General features: G+C 50.7%; 15 protein-coding genes. 10 read left to right on the top strand and 5 right to left on the bottom strand.

Annotation, left to right across the window (positions count from 1 at the left end):
- Nucleotides 1-98: 98 nt before the first annotated feature.
- Nucleotides 99-1,100 carry a RepB family plasmid replication initiator protein gene (locus B880_RS0102490; protein WP_026042385.1) on the bottom strand — a complete coding sequence of 334 codons (1,002 nt, stop codon included), beginning with the start codon at nt 1,098-1,100 and terminating at the stop codon, nt 99-101.
- Nucleotides 1,101-1,755: 655 nt separating this feature from the next.
- On the opposite strand from B880_RS0102490, the gene B880_RS0102485 reads away from it, so the two are divergent.
- The 4 genes from B880_RS0102485 (at nt 1,756) to B880_RS0102470 (ending at nt 6,007) form a co-directional block, all read left to right on the top strand.
- The gene (locus B880_RS0102485; protein ID WP_017345803.1) at nt 1,756-2,475 is read left to right on the top strand and encodes a DUF6088 family protein; all 720 of its coding nucleotides are present in this window, start codon (nt 1,756-1,758) and stop codon (nt 2,473-2,475) included.
- Entirely contained in the window at nt 2,472-3,434 is a 963-nt protein-coding gene (locus tag B880_RS24575) for a nucleotidyl transferase AbiEii/AbiGii toxin family protein (RefSeq protein ID WP_017345802.1), read from the top strand. Before B880_RS0102485 ends, B880_RS24575 begins: the two co-directional genes overlap by 4 nt.
- 453 nt (nt 3,435-3,887) lie before the next feature.
- Nucleotides 3,888-5,054 carry a plasmid-partitioning protein SopA gene (gene sopA / locus B880_RS0102475; protein ID WP_026042384.1) on the top strand — a complete coding sequence of 389 codons (1,167 nt, stop codon included), beginning with the start codon at nt 3,888-3,890 and terminating at the stop codon, nt 5,052-5,054.
- Entirely contained in the window at nt 5,054-6,007 is a 954-nt protein-coding gene (locus B880_RS0102470) for a ParB/RepB/Spo0J family plasmid partition protein (protein WP_026042383.1), read from the top strand. The genes sopA and B880_RS0102470 overlap by 1 nt, the downstream gene beginning before the upstream one ends.
- Before the next feature lie 814 nt (nt 6,008-6,821).
- On the opposite strand, the gene B880_RS27290 is transcribed toward B880_RS0102470, so the two are convergent.
- From B880_RS27290 to B880_RS25820, 3 genes are all read right to left on the bottom strand, one after another.
- The gene (locus B880_RS27290; RefSeq protein WP_071524363.1) at nt 6,822-6,935 is read right to left on the bottom strand and encodes a DUF4113 domain-containing protein; all 114 of its coding nucleotides are present in this window, start codon (nt 6,933-6,935) and stop codon (nt 6,822-6,824) included.
- Between the two features lie 825 nt (nt 6,936-7,760).
- Nucleotides 7,761-9,032, bottom strand: a complete 1,272-nt coding sequence (gene umuC, locus B880_RS0102460; RefSeq protein ID WP_017345799.1) for a translesion error-prone DNA polymerase V subunit UmuC — start codon at nt 9,030-9,032, stop codon at nt 7,761-7,763.
- 57 nt (nt 9,033-9,089) lie between these two features.
- Entirely contained in the window at nt 9,090-9,458 is a 369-nt protein-coding gene (locus tag B880_RS25820; RefSeq protein ID WP_337589533.1) for a S24 family peptidase, read from the bottom strand.
- Nucleotides 9,459-9,681: 223 nt separating this feature from the next.
- Between B880_RS25820 and parM the strand changes: the two genes are divergently transcribed.
- Both parM and B880_RS24570 read left to right on the top strand, forming a co-directional pair.
- A complete protein-coding gene (gene parM, locus B880_RS0102450) occupies nt 9,682-10,662 on the top strand; it encodes a plasmid segregation protein ParM domain-containing protein (RefSeq protein ID WP_017345798.1) in 981 nt (326 codons plus the stop codon).
- A 2-nt stretch (nt 10,663-10,664) separates the two neighbouring features.
- Nucleotides 10,665-11,075 carry a plasmid partitioning/stability family protein gene (locus B880_RS24570; RefSeq protein WP_017345797.1) on the top strand — a complete coding sequence of 137 codons (411 nt, stop codon included), beginning with the start codon at nt 10,665-10,667 and terminating at the stop codon, nt 11,073-11,075.
- A 176-nt stretch (nt 11,076-11,251) separates the two neighbouring features.
- Here the strand turns inward: B880_RS24570 and B880_RS0102440 are convergent, their stop codons facing one another.
- On the bottom strand, nt 11,252-12,151 hold the full coding sequence (locus B880_RS0102440; protein ID WP_017345796.1) for an SMEK domain-containing protein: 900 nt from the start codon (nt 12,149-12,151) through the stop codon (nt 11,252-11,254).
- Between the two features lie 766 nt (nt 12,152-12,917).
- Here B880_RS0102440 and B880_RS0102430 point away from each other — a divergent pair.
- The 4 genes from B880_RS0102430 to B880_RS25575 all read left to right on the top strand — a co-directional run bounded on the left by B880_RS0102430 (nt 12,918) and on the right by B880_RS25575 (nt 15,583).
- Nucleotides 12,918-13,424: an antirestriction protein ArdA gene (locus B880_RS0102430; protein ID WP_017345794.1), complete on the top strand. Its 507-nt coding sequence runs from the start codon at nt 12,918-12,920 to the stop codon at nt 13,422-13,424.
- A gap of 789 nt (nt 13,425-14,213) precedes the next feature.
- On the top strand, nt 14,214-14,693 hold the full coding sequence (ssb, locus tag B880_RS0102425; protein WP_017345793.1) for a single-stranded DNA-binding protein: 480 nt from the start codon (nt 14,214-14,216) through the stop codon (nt 14,691-14,693).
- Between the two features lie 47 nt (nt 14,694-14,740).
- Nucleotides 14,741-14,974 carry a DUF905 family protein gene (locus B880_RS0102420; RefSeq protein WP_017345792.1) on the top strand — a complete coding sequence of 78 codons (234 nt, stop codon included), beginning with the start codon at nt 14,741-14,743 and terminating at the stop codon, nt 14,972-14,974.
- Nucleotides 14,975-15,040: 66 nt separating this feature from the next.
- Nucleotides 15,041-15,583 (top strand): conjugation system SOS inhibitor PsiB family protein, encoded by a 543-nt coding sequence (locus B880_RS25575; RefSeq protein WP_017345791.1) that lies wholly within the window; start codon nt 15,041-15,043, stop codon nt 15,581-15,583.
- Nucleotides 15,584-16,057: the final 474 nt, after the last annotated feature.

The raw sequence follows: 16,057 nt of genomic DNA, 5'->3' as shown, positions 1-16,057 counted from the left end.
GCTGGCGATTATACATAAGCTATAGGGAGTAAGATAATCTAAAGGCATAAGCTGTAGTGAGCACTTGATACCTGATTTGCCCACTACAGCCTATGTAGCTACTTACTTTTGAAGAGCTTCTCAAGATCGTCCAGGCTGATGCCAAGCTTTTCAAGTAGCTGAAGCTTTTCTTTAAGCTCTGCATTGGGTTCAACTGGGGGGGTGACTGGCAGCTCAGGGTTCTCAGCGCTTTCATTGCGAGGAGCTTTGAGCTTAGGGCGACGATAGTGCACGTTAAAATAGACCGCACGGCCGCGTTGGACCTCTGTATAGTCCAGGTATCCGATTTCTTTCAGCTGCTCCATAGCACGGCGTACCGTTTGATTTTGAGAGAATACCGGTGACTTCAGGTTCAGGCGTGCACGCATGCGCGCAAGGGAGATGGGAGCCGGGTTCTTTGGCAGGCTCTCAATATAGGTATAAAGCGCCTGTGCCGACTCACGCCGCTTAAGGGCATTGATGGCTTTGAGCTGTAAAAGCACTTTACGATCAAACTGGTACAGTTCAAACAAGCGGGGATCAGCCTGCAGCATTACGATATCTTTCTTCGTATCGTAAAAAGCCGATTGCACCAGATGGGTAATGTACTCTTTGGACTCATCGTCCTTGTTGCTGGTGAAGGAAATGACGGTACCCGCAATGCGCTTTAGAGAAGGGCTGATACGCTCTCTAAGCTTCTTAGAGGAACGACTGGAGGGTATACCGCAGAGTTTCGCAAATTCTACGAATGGCAGCTGTACCTTGTCTCCTATCACCTTATGCTTGGCAAAGGAATGAATGATCCCGACCCACGTTTTAAAGTCGTTATCCATATCCAGACGAGGCCCAACGATCTCCACCTTATCGAATCCTTCCGCTTTCGAGAGTGACAACCGCGTTAACTCTTCTGTAGCATCCGTACGAGAGAGCGTATCTTTTTTACTGTTTTTCAGAGACTTAAGCGTTGGAACAAACACACCTAAGCGCATCAGTGCGACTGGCTGTACGGTGTTATTGGCATTTGGCGAAAGGGTGACTACCTCCCCTGTCGCTTTATCCGTCTCTTCAAAGAGTTTATTCAGGTCAAAATCTTCGTCTTCCAAGGTCTGTTCCTGTTGTAAAAATATGCTGATCGCTGCAGGATCTCGCCTGCCTCGGCTGTGGATCTTGATGGCATTACTGTGAACAAAGGGTATTAACCTGCTGAGCCATAGGGAAAAAGTTATCCACTCCGGGTAGTCATAAATCAGACAGAAACTCACTATAGCTTATGTTGCAGACTGACTACAGCATATATTTAACAATCTTCAGCTTATGTTCTGCTCATCATAGCTTATATTTTACTGTCTATAGCTTATCGAAACCCCAGTTGAAGCCAGAGTTGGCGCGGGCTGCAGAGATCGGGGATCTCTTTGGGATCTATATGGGATCTCATTAGGATCATTATTATCTGGATCGTAGCTGGGGATAAGTGGATAACTTCACTAAGAAAATGTCTTTACACACACTGATGGCAACAGGATTTAGGCAAAAGACTAATGATATTCGCAATCCTTACAGATCTTAGTGGCCTGCAAAGCTTTAGCCGTACTCAGATTGTCGCTGTACAAAAGTGCGTTGTCATTCTGGCCAAAACCGTCTCAATAAACGAACACTTTAGTAATTTGTCATGTTTTTCACCTGAAAAACTTTTTGATGACTGTTGAATACAGTATGATAAACATCCAGGAGGCGTCTATGCGTATTAAACCACTCGTTGATCTTGAAGTAAGCCGTTTTGAGCCCGGTCAGATATTTTCTTATAACGATCTTCCCGTCTTCCAGGAAAATCCCTCCACAACCATCAAAACTGTTAGCAGGTTGGTACTGGATGGGTCACTGCGTCGCTTTTCTAAAGGCCTTTTCTACCGGCCTAAACTGGGTCTGTTTGGTGAAGTGCCCCTCAGTGATAGTGAGAAAATCAAAACTTACCTGTTCAGACAAGGCAAACGTGTTGGTTACATCACCGGAACCAGCCTCTACAACCGCCTGGGCCTGACAACGCAGGTAGCACGTACTATCACGATTGCTTCGGACATGTCCGCACAGCTGAAAAATCATGGAACTGTAGAGGTACGCCTGATTAAAGCGCGGTATGAAGTGACTAACGAAAATCGTGCCTGTCTTGAGATTCTGGATGCACTGGCAGATATCAGGAATATCCCGGATGCAGAACCTGCATTCGTACTCAACATACTAGCTGACCGTATTAAAGAGATGGCTCCATTCACCTGTTCGTTGCTGGTCGAACTTGCACGTGGGTATCCACCCTCGGTGAAAGCTTTGCTCGGACTTCTGTTAGGCAGCAAGAACATCTGCGATGTTGATGGACTGAAAAATGAGCTCAATCCAACTACTCGCTACAAGATCGGCCTGAAAGGGCTTTGGCCAGAGGCCAAGGCATGGAATATTGAATGAATCTGCATGAAAATCCAGAACTGTTTCGTGAACTGATCAGTGTCACAGCCAACGCTTTTAACATACCGGAAATTTATGTTGAGAAGGACTACTGGGTAACCCGAGTTTTATTAAAGTTGAGCCAGTCTGAATACCGGGAGAATTTTGTCTTCAAAGGCGGCACTGCGCTCTCAAAGGCATTTCGCATCATTCACCGTTTTTCTGAAGATGTTGATCTAGCCTTCCATTATGACGGCTCACTCTCTGCAAATCAGGTGCGTAACCGTATCAGAGCAGCAGAAAAAGCCATAACGCAGGGGTTGGAGAAAACCAACAACCCGCAGAGCAGCGCAGGCAGTAAATTCAGAAAGCATTACTACCAGTATCCTCATGAGTTATCTGGGGATTTTGGCCATGCATCAGCTGAAATCCTTCTGGAAATTAACAGCTTTACTACACCCGAGCCTTTTACGTTGATGCCTGTGAATACGCTTATCGCGGATTTTATCCTGACTACTACCAGGCAAGACTTGTTAATGATCTATGGTTTAACCACTTTCAACGTCAATGTACTGGATATCAGAAGAACCATTGCGGAAAAAATTCTGGGGCTGGTAAGGGCGTCACACGATGAAGATATCAGTACGCTGTCGGCTAAAATCCGTCATATCTATGATCTTGTTATGATTAGACGTCAGCCTGAATACCATGTATTTTTTACCTCTGATGAACTGCATGATCTATTAAATATTGTGCGAGCCAGTGATCGTGACCTCTTTCAACAAGCAGCAACGTGGCTTGATTGCCCGTTGGCGAATTGCAGGCTATTTAATGCGCCTGAAGAAACCTGGCGAAGGATTGAAGGAACCTTCCGAAATGGTTTTGCTGAACTGGTATACGATAAATCTCTGCCGGATACTGCTGAGGTTACAGGGCTACTAAGGGATGTGCATGGTGTTCTCCTACGACTAGACAGCTGATATCAGTACCAAACTGACTGAACGGATCATGAAGGTGGGTGACCATTGCCCTAATCGAAACATCGATTTTATCCGTACGCCTGTAGGCCAATAGCTAAACTCATATGGCAGTTCAGATGTACGGATCCTATTTGATAAGTACGTATGCGTTACGATCGCTGTACACCGTAAGTTTCTCTGTTCGTGGTGGTTTTGCCTTCAGCTAGCAGTGCGGAGAAATCCCAGGATCTTCTTCACATCAACGTTGCTACGTGAATTCTTTGAAGATTTCCCCTGCTGCCTTCTTCAGATATCACACAGTGTTGTCAGATACGCAAAGCACTTTATCGACGGCTTTTTTTTCAACATTTTTTAAAACTTTGCAAGAAAGGATTCTATTTGCAAGTTTGGTGTTGCTTTGCATAAAATATCAAGATTTAATCTTCGCATGCAAAGTTGATAAAGGAAATGCCCGTGGGATTGATGAATACGCTCGATCAGTGCATAGCCGCTGGACATGAAATGACCCGTGCGATTGCTGTGGCGCAATTTAATGATGATAGTCCTGAAGCACGTAAGATTACTCGCCGGTGGCGCGTAGGCGAAGCCGCTGATCTTATCGGTGTCTCGCCTCAGGCTATACGTGATGCTGAAAAAGCCGGACGGCTACCCTACCCTGATCTTGAGATGCGTGGACGAGTCGAACAGCGTGTCGGCTATACCATTGAACAGATCAATCACATGAGGGATGTTTTTGGGACTCGCCTGCGCAGGCCCGATGAAAGTCTCCCTCCCGTGATTGGCGTCGCCGCGCACAAAGGCGGTGTGTACAAGACTTCTGTTTCAGTTCATTTGGCACAGGATCTTGCCTTGAAAGGTCTTCGTGTACTGTTAGTCGAGGGCAACGACCCACAGGGAACCGCCTCCATGTATCACGGATGGGTGCCCGATCTTCATATTCATGCCGACGATACATTACTACCCTTCTACCTCGGCGAACGTGACGATGCATTCTATGCTATCAAGTCCACTTGCTGGCCTGGCCTCGATATCATCCCATCTTGCTTGGCTCTACACCGTATCGAAACCGAACTCATGGGGCGATATGACGAGGGCAAGTTACCTACTGAACCTCATATGATGCTCAGACTTGCTATCGAATCTGTAGCACAAGACTACGATGTTATAGTCATCGATAGCGCACCAAACCTGGGTATCGGTACCATCAATGTTGTGTGTGCTGCTGACGTGCTGATTGTACCAACACCTGCAGAATTGTTTGATTACACCTCTGCACTGCAGTTTTTTGACATGCTGCGTGACCTTCTGAAGAACGTCGATCTGCAAGGATTTGAACCAGATGTCAGAATCCTGCTGACCAAATACAGCAACAACAACGGCTCGCAGTCCCCGTGGATGGAAGAACAGATTCGTGATGCTTGGGGTGGCATGGTGCTTAAAAATGTCGTCCGCGAAACTGATGAAGTGGGTAAAGGCCAGATAAGAATGCGCACTGTATTTGAACAGGCGATTGACCAGCGCTCTTCCACTGGCGCATGGCGTAATGCACTGGCTATCTGGGAATCTGTCTGTAACGAAATCTTTGATCGGCTAATCAAGCCGCGCTGGGAGATCCGATGATGAAACGCGCACCGGTTATTCAAAAATCTTCGCCCTCTTCTACCAGTGCTCCGGCTGCTGCACCGGCTGCACCGATGGTTGATTCTCTGATCGCACGTGTTGGTGCCATGGCTAAGGGGAATACGATTGTTCTGCCAGTGTGTGGACGTAACGTTAAGTTCACTCTGGAAACTGTGCCTGCTGTACAAGTGGAAAAGAGCACTCGCGTTTGGTCGGGCAACGAACGTGTCCAGGAGCTGTTGACGGAAGAAGCTCTTGATGACCTGATCCCCTCCTTCCTTCTGAGTGGCCAGCAGAACCCTGCTTTTGGACGTCAGCTCTCAGACGTTATTGAGGTTGCCGATGGCAGCCGCCGGCGCATGACGGCTATCCTAACTTCATCGGATTACCGTGTTCTTGTTGGTGATCTTGATGACGAGCAGATGAATGCATTATGTAAGCTCGGGAATGATTACCGGCCAACCAGTGCTTATGAGCGTGGAAGACGCTACGCACTCAGACTAGAAAATGAGTTTTCTAACAATATCTCTGCACTGGCTGAAGCCGAAGGTATCTCACGCAAAGTTATCACCCGCTGCATGAATACCGCTAAGCTGCCCTACGACGTGATATCCCTTTTCTCCCATCCTGGCGAGCTGTCGGCCAGATCGGGTGAACAGTTGTTTAAAGCTTTTGAGGGCAAAGCATCCCTACTGGTTGAAAAAGCAAATACCCTGAAAACCAGCCGTAAGAACGGCTTGGTATACGAATCAGATGACATCATTCAAGAGCTAAATGCTGCGTTAATTAAACAGGATGAGCCCCCTCGGGAGCCGACAGTAAAAAAAGATTTTCGACCAGGTGCGACAGCCCAATATAAAGGAAACAAAGTTTTGTTCAGTTTAGATAGAAATAAAGTTCCTCAGTCTCTGATTGAACAACTTGAGGAACTGCTTTCCAAATCCGAACTCTGATTTTTGCTACTGGGACCGCGGTCCCAGTCTTTTCTTTTCCTTGGTCCCAATGAATTCAAACGCCTTTCTCTTTAAGCTCAATCACTTCATTTACAGTACTGAACCTAAGTGGGACCATGGTCCCAACTAAGTCTTATCATTGAAACCTAAACCCGCCCACAGCTCAGTCTGATCAAACCTGAGTGGCGAATTTATCATGGAAGTACTATCTATCAAGAAGCGACTGGGACCACGGTCCCAGCGGAATTGGTTGGGCTGTTACCGCATCTGACTTGTTACAACTGATAGGGTTTGACGGGAAAAAAGGCAATAATTAATTCTGGCTGAGTGAATTTAAGAAGTAAGAGGATAGTTAAGGTATCGATGGATGCTGGTTCTAAAGTAGTTTTGGATCTCGAAGAAAAACTACGCTAAAGGACCATTGGCCTTAAAAGATATTGGAAACCCTACTTACTTTGTGCCTGACTCGAAGCGATACTAATTATCACTGATGTGTAAATTTACACGCCAAATGGCTGAATCACCGGAAGTGGACCTCTGTTGAGTCAGACCATTGATAAAAAGGAAGGGGATAAATACCATCAACAGGCACCATTCTGATCCTATAGAAGCACCTCAGGTCATGCATGAACGTTTCAGATTTTAGAATTTATAAACCTTAAGTTACTGCTTAGGCTAAGTAACTTGCGATATTACTAAAATGCCACACCCCGTGCATACCTATTAGATGTTTCATAGAACTAAATCCATTCTCGGTTCTTAAACATCTATTCAGTACCTCCGGAAGCATAAAGTAGGCGCTGAATTTAGGCTCTCACCTTCGCCTCGAAACTGGGATATCCTCCCAGCGTATGACTGTGGTATAGCTAGCCGAAAGCATTTCCCGCTTAATCTGCCAATCAGCGCGATCCTTCTCCCTGCAAACCATACGTTACAAAGGGCACTCTTATAGATTCTGTCCAAGACCTTCATCAAATGTTAGCTGCCGTGTCGTGGCTGATTATCTGTCACTTATAATTTCGCTTCTTCATGGGAAGCACTTAGGCGAAAGATGAAGGAGTTACGAACTGATCGTTATACTTGTAACTGGGTGAGGTCAAGTGAAGTAAGTTGCCATAATCTGTAAATGAGTAGTATTAAACAAGGCGAGTACTTGAGCGCTCATTTGTATAATCTGCACTAACGCCCTCACGTTGTTCGGTTGTTTAACGTCGGCTCCACTGCCAGAAAAAATTTCTGCCAGCTCCCGACGTTCACTATGTTCTCAAGGCGGGGAAGGGCAAAATGAATGCTATTGAATGTAGGTGAAATACATAAGTAGGTTCTGATTTGGGTTGGTATAGGACTTGCGGCATCATGTTTAGTTTGAAAAGTTCTTCATATCATCGATTAGAACTAGGGTTGTTAGATGTGCTTAAAGAGTAAATGAAATGAGATTATTGAATTTCTCCGTTTGCAAATTTATCTATAATTGCGAATCTATAATTTCTGGGATAAAACTTTAATTTTCATCTAGTTATCTATCCAAAGGCTCAATTATTGATAGCCATACCTATAACATCATATTTATGAAATCAACACTCCGTGCGGTTTTTCATAAACGTTAAGCGGCCACTTTCATAAAATCCCTCGGCAGCACCATTAGCTGACTTATGAAACCACCGACTTTTTTGCTCAGGAAGACCGGCATTATGATCCTGGCCACCTTCCTGATACGGGAAACCTTATGAAAGTGACCGCTTAACCCGGTCTCTTAGCCAAGACGTGCTACCGGTATGTCCTTCCAGCGCGTTGTATAGGCCGGAGAGAGCATTTCCCGCTTCATCTGCCAGTCAGGTGCGATCCCACGCCCGGCGAACCACACGCTGCCCAGGCTGTTATTGATGCTGTCCATGACCTTCATCAGCTGCTCACTGCCGGGCCGTGGCTGATGCTCATCAAACAGCCCCAGCTGGGTTACGCCTGAAGGGGTAAAATCATTCAGCATGATCCCGGCCTTTGCATAGCGGTGCCCGGCTATCCAGACGGTGTCCAGAGCCTTCATCGCCGCCGCAATGATGTCCCGCGTGTCGCAGGTGGGAAAAGCCAGCTTCTCGCTGGCCACGTTCCCGTAGTAGACCTCATCAGGGTTGAAGGGGGAGGTCTTAATGAACACGCTGATATAGCGGCAGTACTGCTTTTCCTGTCGCAGCTTCTCGCCTGCGCGTTCAGCGTACTGGCAGACGGCCTGCCGCATCGACTCATACTCCGTGATCCGCTTACCGAAGCTGCGGCTGCAGACGATTTGCTGCTTTGCCGGCGGCGCGTCCTCCAGGCTGATGCAGGACTCGCCGTTCAGCTCGCGACAGGTGCGTTCGAGCACCACGCTGAAGTTCTTGCGGATAAAAGCCGGGTTGGCCCGGGACAGGTCAAGGGCAGTATCGATACCCAGCAGGCTGAGTTTTTTAGAAATGCGGCGACCGACGCCCCAGATTTCTTCTGCGGGCTGGAGACTGAGCAGCTTGCGGGTGCGCGCCGGATTTTCCGGCGTCAGGGCCAGAACGCCCCCGAACTGCGGCCACTCTTTGGAGGCCCACTGGGCTGATTTAGCAAGGGTTTTCGACGATCCAAGTCCCACGCCAATCGTCAGGCCGGTGAGTCTCAGCACGCGCTCGCGCAGCTGCCGGCCAAAATCTTCATAGCGCATACAGGTGCCTATGCCACGCGCATCCAGGAACATTTCATCAATGGAATACTGCTCCACGCGGGGAGAAAGCGCTTCAAGGCAGGCCATAACCCTCTGGCTCATGCTGTGGTATAACTCATAATTACTTGAAAATATGTATATTTTTTCCCTGAAGTGCTGCTCTTTTATCTTAAACCACGGGTCCCCCATCTTCAGGCCAAGCGCCTTTGCCGCCCGGTTACGGGCAATAATACAGCCGTCGTTATTCGAAACCACGGCGACGGCTTTCCCGCGCAGATCGGGCCGGAAGACCTGCTCACAGGACGCGTAGAAAGCGTTAACGTCCGCCAGACCAAACATCAGCGCCTCCGTGTACTGTGCACAAAATGGGTGACAACGCCGAAGATATCCAGCGCGTCAGGATCCGGATAAAGCGTCTCCCCGTGACCGTAGAGAGGCCGCAGCGAAAGCCTGCCGTGCAGGTGCAGCTTCCTGATCAGAAACTCCGTCCACGGAGGCCACTATCGTGTCGTCATGCGCCGGCGTGAGAGAGCGGTCGACGACCAGGATATCGCCGGTGTTCATGCCGGGCTGCTCACCGCTGAGACTGTCGACCCGGAAAAAGAACGTGGCTGCCGGATGGACCACGCAGTGGCTGTTCAGATCCAGATCGGCCTCGACGTAATCCTGGGCAGGACTTGGAAAACCGCACGGGACCCGCTCAAGAAACAACGGGCAGGTTCTCGCCGGGGGGGATTCTTCGGGAAGCAGCAGATCCAGTCGCATGTGAGTCACCTTAACAATACTGTATCTATATACAGTATTACAGGTTCAGCAGACACCGCAACAGTAATCTAAATGCACTCAAATTGAGTTTATTAAGGTGCTCATATTTTCTTAATTATCATTGTGAGATTATATTGTTACTCTTTTTGAGTTTTAATGTTCACTCACTCTGCTGGTTGGGTTATAATGTAAACTCAAAATGAGTCTATATAAAGGTGCAATCATGCTTCATGTTATCTGCGACGACGGTTCGACCAATGTCAAGCTTGCCTGGTTCGAGGGCGATGAATTCCGTAGTGCCATCTCAGCTAACTCGTTCCGTAACGGATGGAAAATTGAGGGAATGGGCAGCGAGCGCGTCTACAACTATGCCCTTGACGGCGTTCGCTTCGCCTTTGACAAGGTGAGCAGCACCGCGATCACCACGACCAACGTCGACTACCAGTACAGCGATCTGAATCTTCTGGCGGTGCATCACGCGCTGCATACCTCCGGGCTTGAGCCTCAGCCGGTCAGGCTGACCGTGACGCTGCCGCTGAGCGAGTACTACGATGCCGATCTGCAGCGCGATGACGTCAAGATAGCGCGCAAGATTAAAAACCTGCTGCGCCGGCTGGAAATCAACAAAGGGAAGGCGTTTACCGTGAGTGAGGTGGACGTCATGCCGGAATCCCTGCCTGCCGCGTTCACGTCGCTGTCTGAGCTGAACGTGGGGTCCCTGGAGAAGACGCTGGTAGTGGACGTCGGCGGCACAACGCTGGACGCGGGGATCATTGTCGGCCAGTTTGAGGACGTCAGCGCGATCCACGGCAACCCGAAGCTCGGGGTGTCCCTTATCACGTCCCGCGTCCAGTCCGCGCTTGCGTCGGCCGGGAGCGAGGTGAGCGCCTATGTGGCAAGCCTGGTTCTCCGCCGCCGTAATGATGCAGAATTCATCAAATCGGTAGTGAACGACCCGGCACGCGTTGACTATGTCCTGAAAACCGTTGAATCTGAGATACATAATCTCGGCAGCATGGTGGTGAACGATCTGGCCGACTTCCGGGACGTCAACAACGTGCTGCTGGTCGGCGGGGGCGGAACCCTGGTAGAGAAGGCGTTTCGCGAGACCTGGACCCACCTGCAGCCGGAAAAAATCATCGTGCTGGAAAACCCGCAGGAGGCGCTTGCACGGGAACTGGCACGCTACCGCAGTAAGGACTGAGAATGGCAGACCGCATTAAACAGGGATTTTATTTACACCCGGACGACCCTGCAGACGTGAAGTGCAGGGAGGTGATTGAATCCGTGTCGCAGCGGGTAAGGGGCGACTTTATCCGTCAGGCGGTCATCGCCGGGTGTGCGCTGCATACCCTGGATCCACGGCTCCCGAAACTGCTGGCCACGCTCTTTGACGGCAGCCTAAGTGATGAGCAGCTGATTGCCATGGTCCGTCAGGTCAGCGGCTGGAAACCCTCTGAGGCCGACATAGAGGACGTGGTGAAGACGGCGATAAAAGTGGCCGGGGGCGCAGCTGCGCCTGCTGAAGATGTTCCTGATGCAAAAGATGAAGCTCAGACTCCCGGGGCATCCGGCCAGGTGAGGGCGAACATGAACAGCATGTTCGGTAAAAAGTAACAGGAAAGGTTGCGATTTTTCCCCTTCCGGATGGGCGAGTCAGTGCGTGACGTTTCCATCCGGCTATAATTACTGTTAATAGTTAAAGGTTGCAGTCGCTGGTTAATAAAGAGGCGTCAGTGATATCCCAGCATAACGAAGCTGGGATATCATTATAATTTTTTGGAAGTGGAGGATCAATAACGAATTGCTTTAATTTCTATTTTGATGTTATTGGTTTTTGCGATCTCTGATGAATTACGCGCTATCCTTTCTTTTATTGCATCAATTTTATTCATGTCTTCGAGGTTTATGTAGGCCATGTCACCGCTGCTAGTCTTTGATTTGTATATTAAGGACTGAATGTAAGATAGATCATCCATGATACCTCTCAGAAATTTAATCATGCTCTCATCTTTGAAGTCAGATAAAGATTTAGCGCGTTGTTTTCTTTGTATTGTTCCTTTACCAATCAACTCATTTAATTCTTTAAATCCTGCAACCATTTCAGAAATGCTACCTTCGCAAAACATACTATGTTTAATTGCATTACGATTAATGTAATTAAGGATTATTTCTAGTGAGTCTTTATCAGCCCAAGGGTGCAATGAAGAGTAATCTTGATGCCGCCTAATGGCATCAAGTATATCATGGATCATTTCTTCATCTGCTTTATCAATAAGTTCTTGTATAAGAAATTCAGTGTCAATTAATTTACAATAATCTGGGACGGGATGCTTTGATTTTTTACAAAAACCAAAAATATACAATACAGAGTATTTATCTCTCAAGCTCTCACCTGAGAGGTTTTTCTTTTCAAGCGCTTCAATTGTTTTATCTATTTTCGATGGACTAGCGTTTGTCGTAACTTGAACTGCAACTTTATTTTCTTGATCAGCTAAGTCAATTGCAGGGAAGTTGACTTTTATCTGATTAAGGTTTTCTAAGTTTCCTTTCCGAAGGGCGCGAAAGATAAAAATCGTTAACGATTCAAGCATTCTCTCCATATCGTGAAAGCCAGCTTTTTGGCGTTGATTGATATAATACTGAAGAACTGAAATGTCAGACTGCAGGTTTCTAATTAGCGGGTCAATCATGATATTTTATCCTTTTTAACTAAGGTGGTTATTTTTAAGGCTAGTTGTTAAATATGAATTGAATTTTGATTCTTTATGATAACAATAATACCATCATAATATCTCTTAGCATATTATTTAAATGATAACAACAAACTCTTTTTTCCTTTTTAATGTTAGAAAAATCAGTTCAGAGACAATGTTGTCCATGAACTGAAAATAGACTACACCGCTTCGCAGTGTCAGAAAGGCCATCTTTCCGGTGACAGCATACGTACAGCTTCTTTCCTGAGTCACCGGTCGCGTCTGGTTGAAAAGCGACCTGTTTCTCTACAGTGCCTGAATGTAGCGCCTCCGGGGGTTATCCACAGGCAATCCGCCCCGATATCCCGCATTACAGGGGATAACTCCCGCTGCCGTTCCCGGCCTGCTCCTCCCCGGGCCTGACGAGCCAATAATGATGTCACGCCGTTCCGCTCTTTATTCCGCCTCCCGGCGGGACGGGGGAGTGCGCGCGTGACGGCCGGTGCCGTGCCTTCACTGTAGCCCGGCCGCAGCGGAGGCAAGGGTTCGCTAGCCGTCCCTCTCGCCCGTTCGCACTGGCAGAGGCCGGTATCTTCCCGTCGCGGAACGTCTCAGGTTTCGCCGTTCCGCCGTCCAGCTCCCGCCCTCTGCTGCGTTTGCGCTGCGGCCTCGGGGACGCCCTTGCATCCGCTGCCGGTGGCCGGGCTGTCGTGTCGGCACGGCACAGGCCGGAACTGAGACCACCTAACCAACGGAGCGCGCTATGAACACTGTTACCACACCCGCCGTCTATGTAGGCACCTGGCACAAATACAACTGCGGAAGCATTTACGGGAAATGGTTTGATCTGCTGGAGTTCGACGATAAAGAGAGCTTCTTTGCGGCCTGCCTCGCGCTGCACGCCGATGAAGCCGATCCTGAGCTGATGTTTCAGGACTGGGAAGGCTTCCCGGGGGATAAAGGGGCCGAGTGCTCGATAGACTGGGATTTCGTCGAGGCGTTCCGGGAAGCCCAGGACAATGGCATGGAGGCCGCGTTTCTGGCCTGGCTGCAGACCGGGGCTGACGGGAACTATCAGGCCTTTGAAAGCGCCTACCTGTGCGAGGCGGAGAGTGAGGAGGCGTATGCCATTGAGACGGTCAGCGATCACGGGCTGCTCGACAGTATGCCGTCCGACCTCCGGGGCTACTTTGATTACGAGGCGTATGCCCGTGACCTGTTTATGGACGGCTATGTATTTTCTGACGGCTACGTGTTCATGAATCGCTAAACCCGGCCTCGCCGCGTGCGGGGTTCTGATTTCCTTCCGGCGGGCATTGTCCCCGCCTGTTCGCGCGCTGAACTGCTAGGCGGCCCTGAAGGGCCGGGGTAAGGCGGTGCTGACGCACCGCTTTCACCCCTTCGCCTGCGCTTTCTCTCTCTCTGCTGCTCTCCGGGGCTTTTCTTACTTTCAGTCATCGATCTGCTGTTCGGGAAAGGGATAACCATCAAAGGCCAGGTCACGGGCCGGGGCCACCTTCGGCTCCCCGGCGTGGCCGGGTCGTCAAGCCCGACTGCGCTAACCGGCAAGCCGGTAAGCTCCGCCGAAACCCGCAAGCGGGCTTCGGGCCTGGCGGCTAGGGTCTGATGTCTGAGGTCAGGGGCTGCAGCCAGCCAGAAGGCTGTCGCATCAACCGCTGCAGCGGTGAAGCAGCTGCAGCTCTGAAGGGCAACGCCGTGTTGCTGTCGCACGCGGGCGTTGCGGTGTGTCCCCGCTCAGTTCATCCCCTCTGCATTCCGCCGTTTAAGCCCCTTTCGCCTGGGCTGAGTCAGTCACAGCCTCCCTTGCCGTCCAGGGGGAGATGTACACGGTGAAAATTTTCATGGTGACAAAAATTTCCCCCGTCCCCTGGACGGCTGCACTCCCCTGCGACGGATGACGCCCTTGCGGCGAAGGTTCTCAAACGGGTGAAGGTATACCGGAGAGAAAAAATAGCCGGTCCACACAAACGTCAACACCGCGGCTCCTGAAACTCAACGGGTGACGGGGGTAAACACCAACAGCAGAAGGAGAAAGTGCATGGCTTCAAAAGGCGTTAACAAGGTCATCCTGGTGGGGCATCTGGGGCAGGACCCGGAAATCCGCTACATGCCGAACAGGGGGGCGGTCGCCAATATCACCCTGGCAACGTCAGAGACCTGGCGTGACAAGCAAACCGGGGAGAACAAAGAAACCACCGAGTGGCACCGCGTGGTGCTGTTCGGCAGGCTCGCCGAGGTGGCCGGAGAACATCTGCGCAAAGGCACGCAGGTTTACATCGAGGGGCAGCTCCGCACCCGCAAATGGCAGGGCCAGGACGGGCAGGAACGCTACACCACCGAGATCGTGGTGGGCAACGGCGGAACGATGCAGATGCTGGGCGGGAGCCGTCAGGGGACGTCTCCCGGAGCAGGACGTGGCGGCGCGAACGGCGGCAGAACGCCCCCGGCGTCATCTCCGCCTGCCGGTGGCCACTTACCACCTGAAGACGCTTTGCCGGATGAAGACGTGCCTTTCTGATCAACCGACAGCCCTGCAGCGGCAGGGCCATTAACAGGAGATGAACCATGACACCCGACACATTACCCACACTGCCGGACGGCAGTTTTACCCGCGCCCAGGCGAAGGCCGTCGAAGCGGCGTATGACAACGTCACGATCGAGAACGACAAGGACTTTCATTTTCAGCTGGTGATCCGAGACGGGAAGGGCCGGATGGTCTGGCGGGCATTCAATTTTGACCATGAGGCGGGGTACTGGCTGAACCGCAATCTTGAAAAGTACGGCGTGCCGGCACGCTAAAAGGTGCCCTGCCGGAGTTGCACCTCCGCAGGGCCGGACACTCAATCACCTGAGAGGATAATTAATATGTCAGCTGCACAGTCTAAAGCAAAAAATGTCCGTGGCAAGCGCGTTGCTCCTGCCGCGCACCTGAACGATGTTCCGCGCCTGCGAGTGGAAGATATGACGCCGGATGCGCCCCTTGGCGTGGCCGAACTGAAGCAGTTTAGTGCCGCCGATTTTGAGGCCTGGTGTCTGCGTGGAGAAGACTTCCGGCGTCGCCTGAGTGCGGCGGTGATAGCGGCTCTGCGCCCGGCGCACGTCTGGCGGGTCGATTTTGAGCAGGGCGGGGAATGGGGCGGCGTCTGCCCGGTGCATCTTCGCTTTACGCACAAGGCGTGCGACCAGATCATTATCGACGTCATGAGCGCGGGGCCGGCGTCGCCCTACTGGAACGGGCTCTTGTGGGTCAATACGGGCAGCACGGGACTGTACTGCTGGAATGAGGACGGGTTTGATCCGGGGAGCATCACGGGACTGCTGGAACGCATTGATGCGCTGGTCAGTGCCGGCAGAACGCAGCCGGTGGATATTGCCTCGGTGCTCTGGCGGGGAGGGCCGCACGCATGAAGCTGAACTTCTGCTGCACGGCGCCTGCGCCTGAGAAGAAACGGTATACACCGCGCGCGGCGTCAGCCTGGCCGCGTCCAGAGACGGCAGGGCACGGCAGATGCCCCGACCGCACTGCGCGAAGCCTGCTGAGAGCCACTGCCCGGGAGGAGTGGCTCATCCGGCAGGCGGAGTCGGAGCTGGCCATGTGCTCTGCCGCATCTCTGCCTCGCTGGTACGCGCGCTGGACCTTTGGCCAGTTGTACCACTGTGATGTGTTGAATATGCTCAGGGAGTGGCAAAAACGGGCTGCGGGATGACCCGGTTCGTCAGCTGTAAACTGACCGTGAATGTCCCTGAATCCGGCCCCGAAAGGGGCTTTCTAATGGGACGGGCAGTTGGATTCTGCCCGGTGTCTGATATTCATATAACACAGAAGGTATTATTTCGAAACGTCCGCAGAGAGCGAACAGCAGACGTCAAAATGATGGCGGC

It is taken from the genome of Pantoea sp. A4, from assembly GCF_000295955.2.
Taxonomy (GTDB): domain Bacteria; phylum Pseudomonadota; class Gammaproteobacteria; order Enterobacterales; family Enterobacteriaceae; genus Pantoea; species Pantoea multigeneris.
Note: the sequence above shows the minus strand (reverse complement) of the source record. Positions and strands in the feature narration are given on the sequence as shown.

Coding starts and splice junctions, on each gene's coding strand:
- B880_RS25575 (WP_017345791.1), top strand. CDS start 15,041: ATGTCAGCTGCACAGTCTAAAGCAAAAAATGTCCGTGGCAAGCGCGTT.
- B880_RS0102420 (WP_017345792.1), top strand. CDS start 14,741: ATGACACCCGACACATTACCCACACTGCCGGACGGCAGTTTTACCCGC.
- B880_RS0102470 (WP_026042383.1), top strand. CDS start 5,054: ATGAAACGCGCACCGGTTATTCAAAAATCTTCGCCCTCTTCTACCAGT.
- B880_RS27290 (WP_071524363.1), bottom strand. CDS start 6,935: ATGGTTTGCAGGGAGAAGGATCGCGCTGATTGGCAGATTAAGCGGGAA.
- umuC (WP_017345799.1), bottom strand. CDS start 9,032: ATGTTTGGTCTGGCGGACGTTAACGCTTTCTACGCGTCCTGTGAGCAG.
- B880_RS24575 (WP_017345802.1), top strand. CDS start 2,472: ATGAATCTGCATGAAAATCCAGAACTGTTTCGTGAACTGATCAGTGTC.
- ssb (WP_017345793.1), top strand. CDS start 14,214: ATGGCTTCAAAAGGCGTTAACAAGGTCATCCTGGTGGGGCATCTGGGG.
- B880_RS25820 (WP_337589533.1), bottom strand. CDS start 9,458: ATGCGACTGGATCTGCTGCTTCCCGAAGAATCCCCCCCGGCGAGAACC.
- B880_RS24570 (WP_017345797.1), top strand. CDS start 10,665: ATGGCAGACCGCATTAAACAGGGATTTTATTTACACCCGGACGACCCT.
- B880_RS0102440 (WP_017345796.1), bottom strand. CDS start 12,151: ATGATTGACCCGCTAATTAGAAACCTGCAGTCTGACATTTCAGTTCTT.
- B880_RS0102485 (WP_017345803.1), top strand. CDS start 1,756: ATGCGTATTAAACCACTCGTTGATCTTGAAGTAAGCCGTTTTGAGCCC.
- B880_RS0102430 (WP_017345794.1), top strand. CDS start 12,918: ATGAACACTGTTACCACACCCGCCGTCTATGTAGGCACCTGGCACAAA.
- parM (WP_017345798.1), top strand. CDS start 9,682: ATGCTTCATGTTATCTGCGACGACGGTTCGACCAATGTCAAGCTTGCC.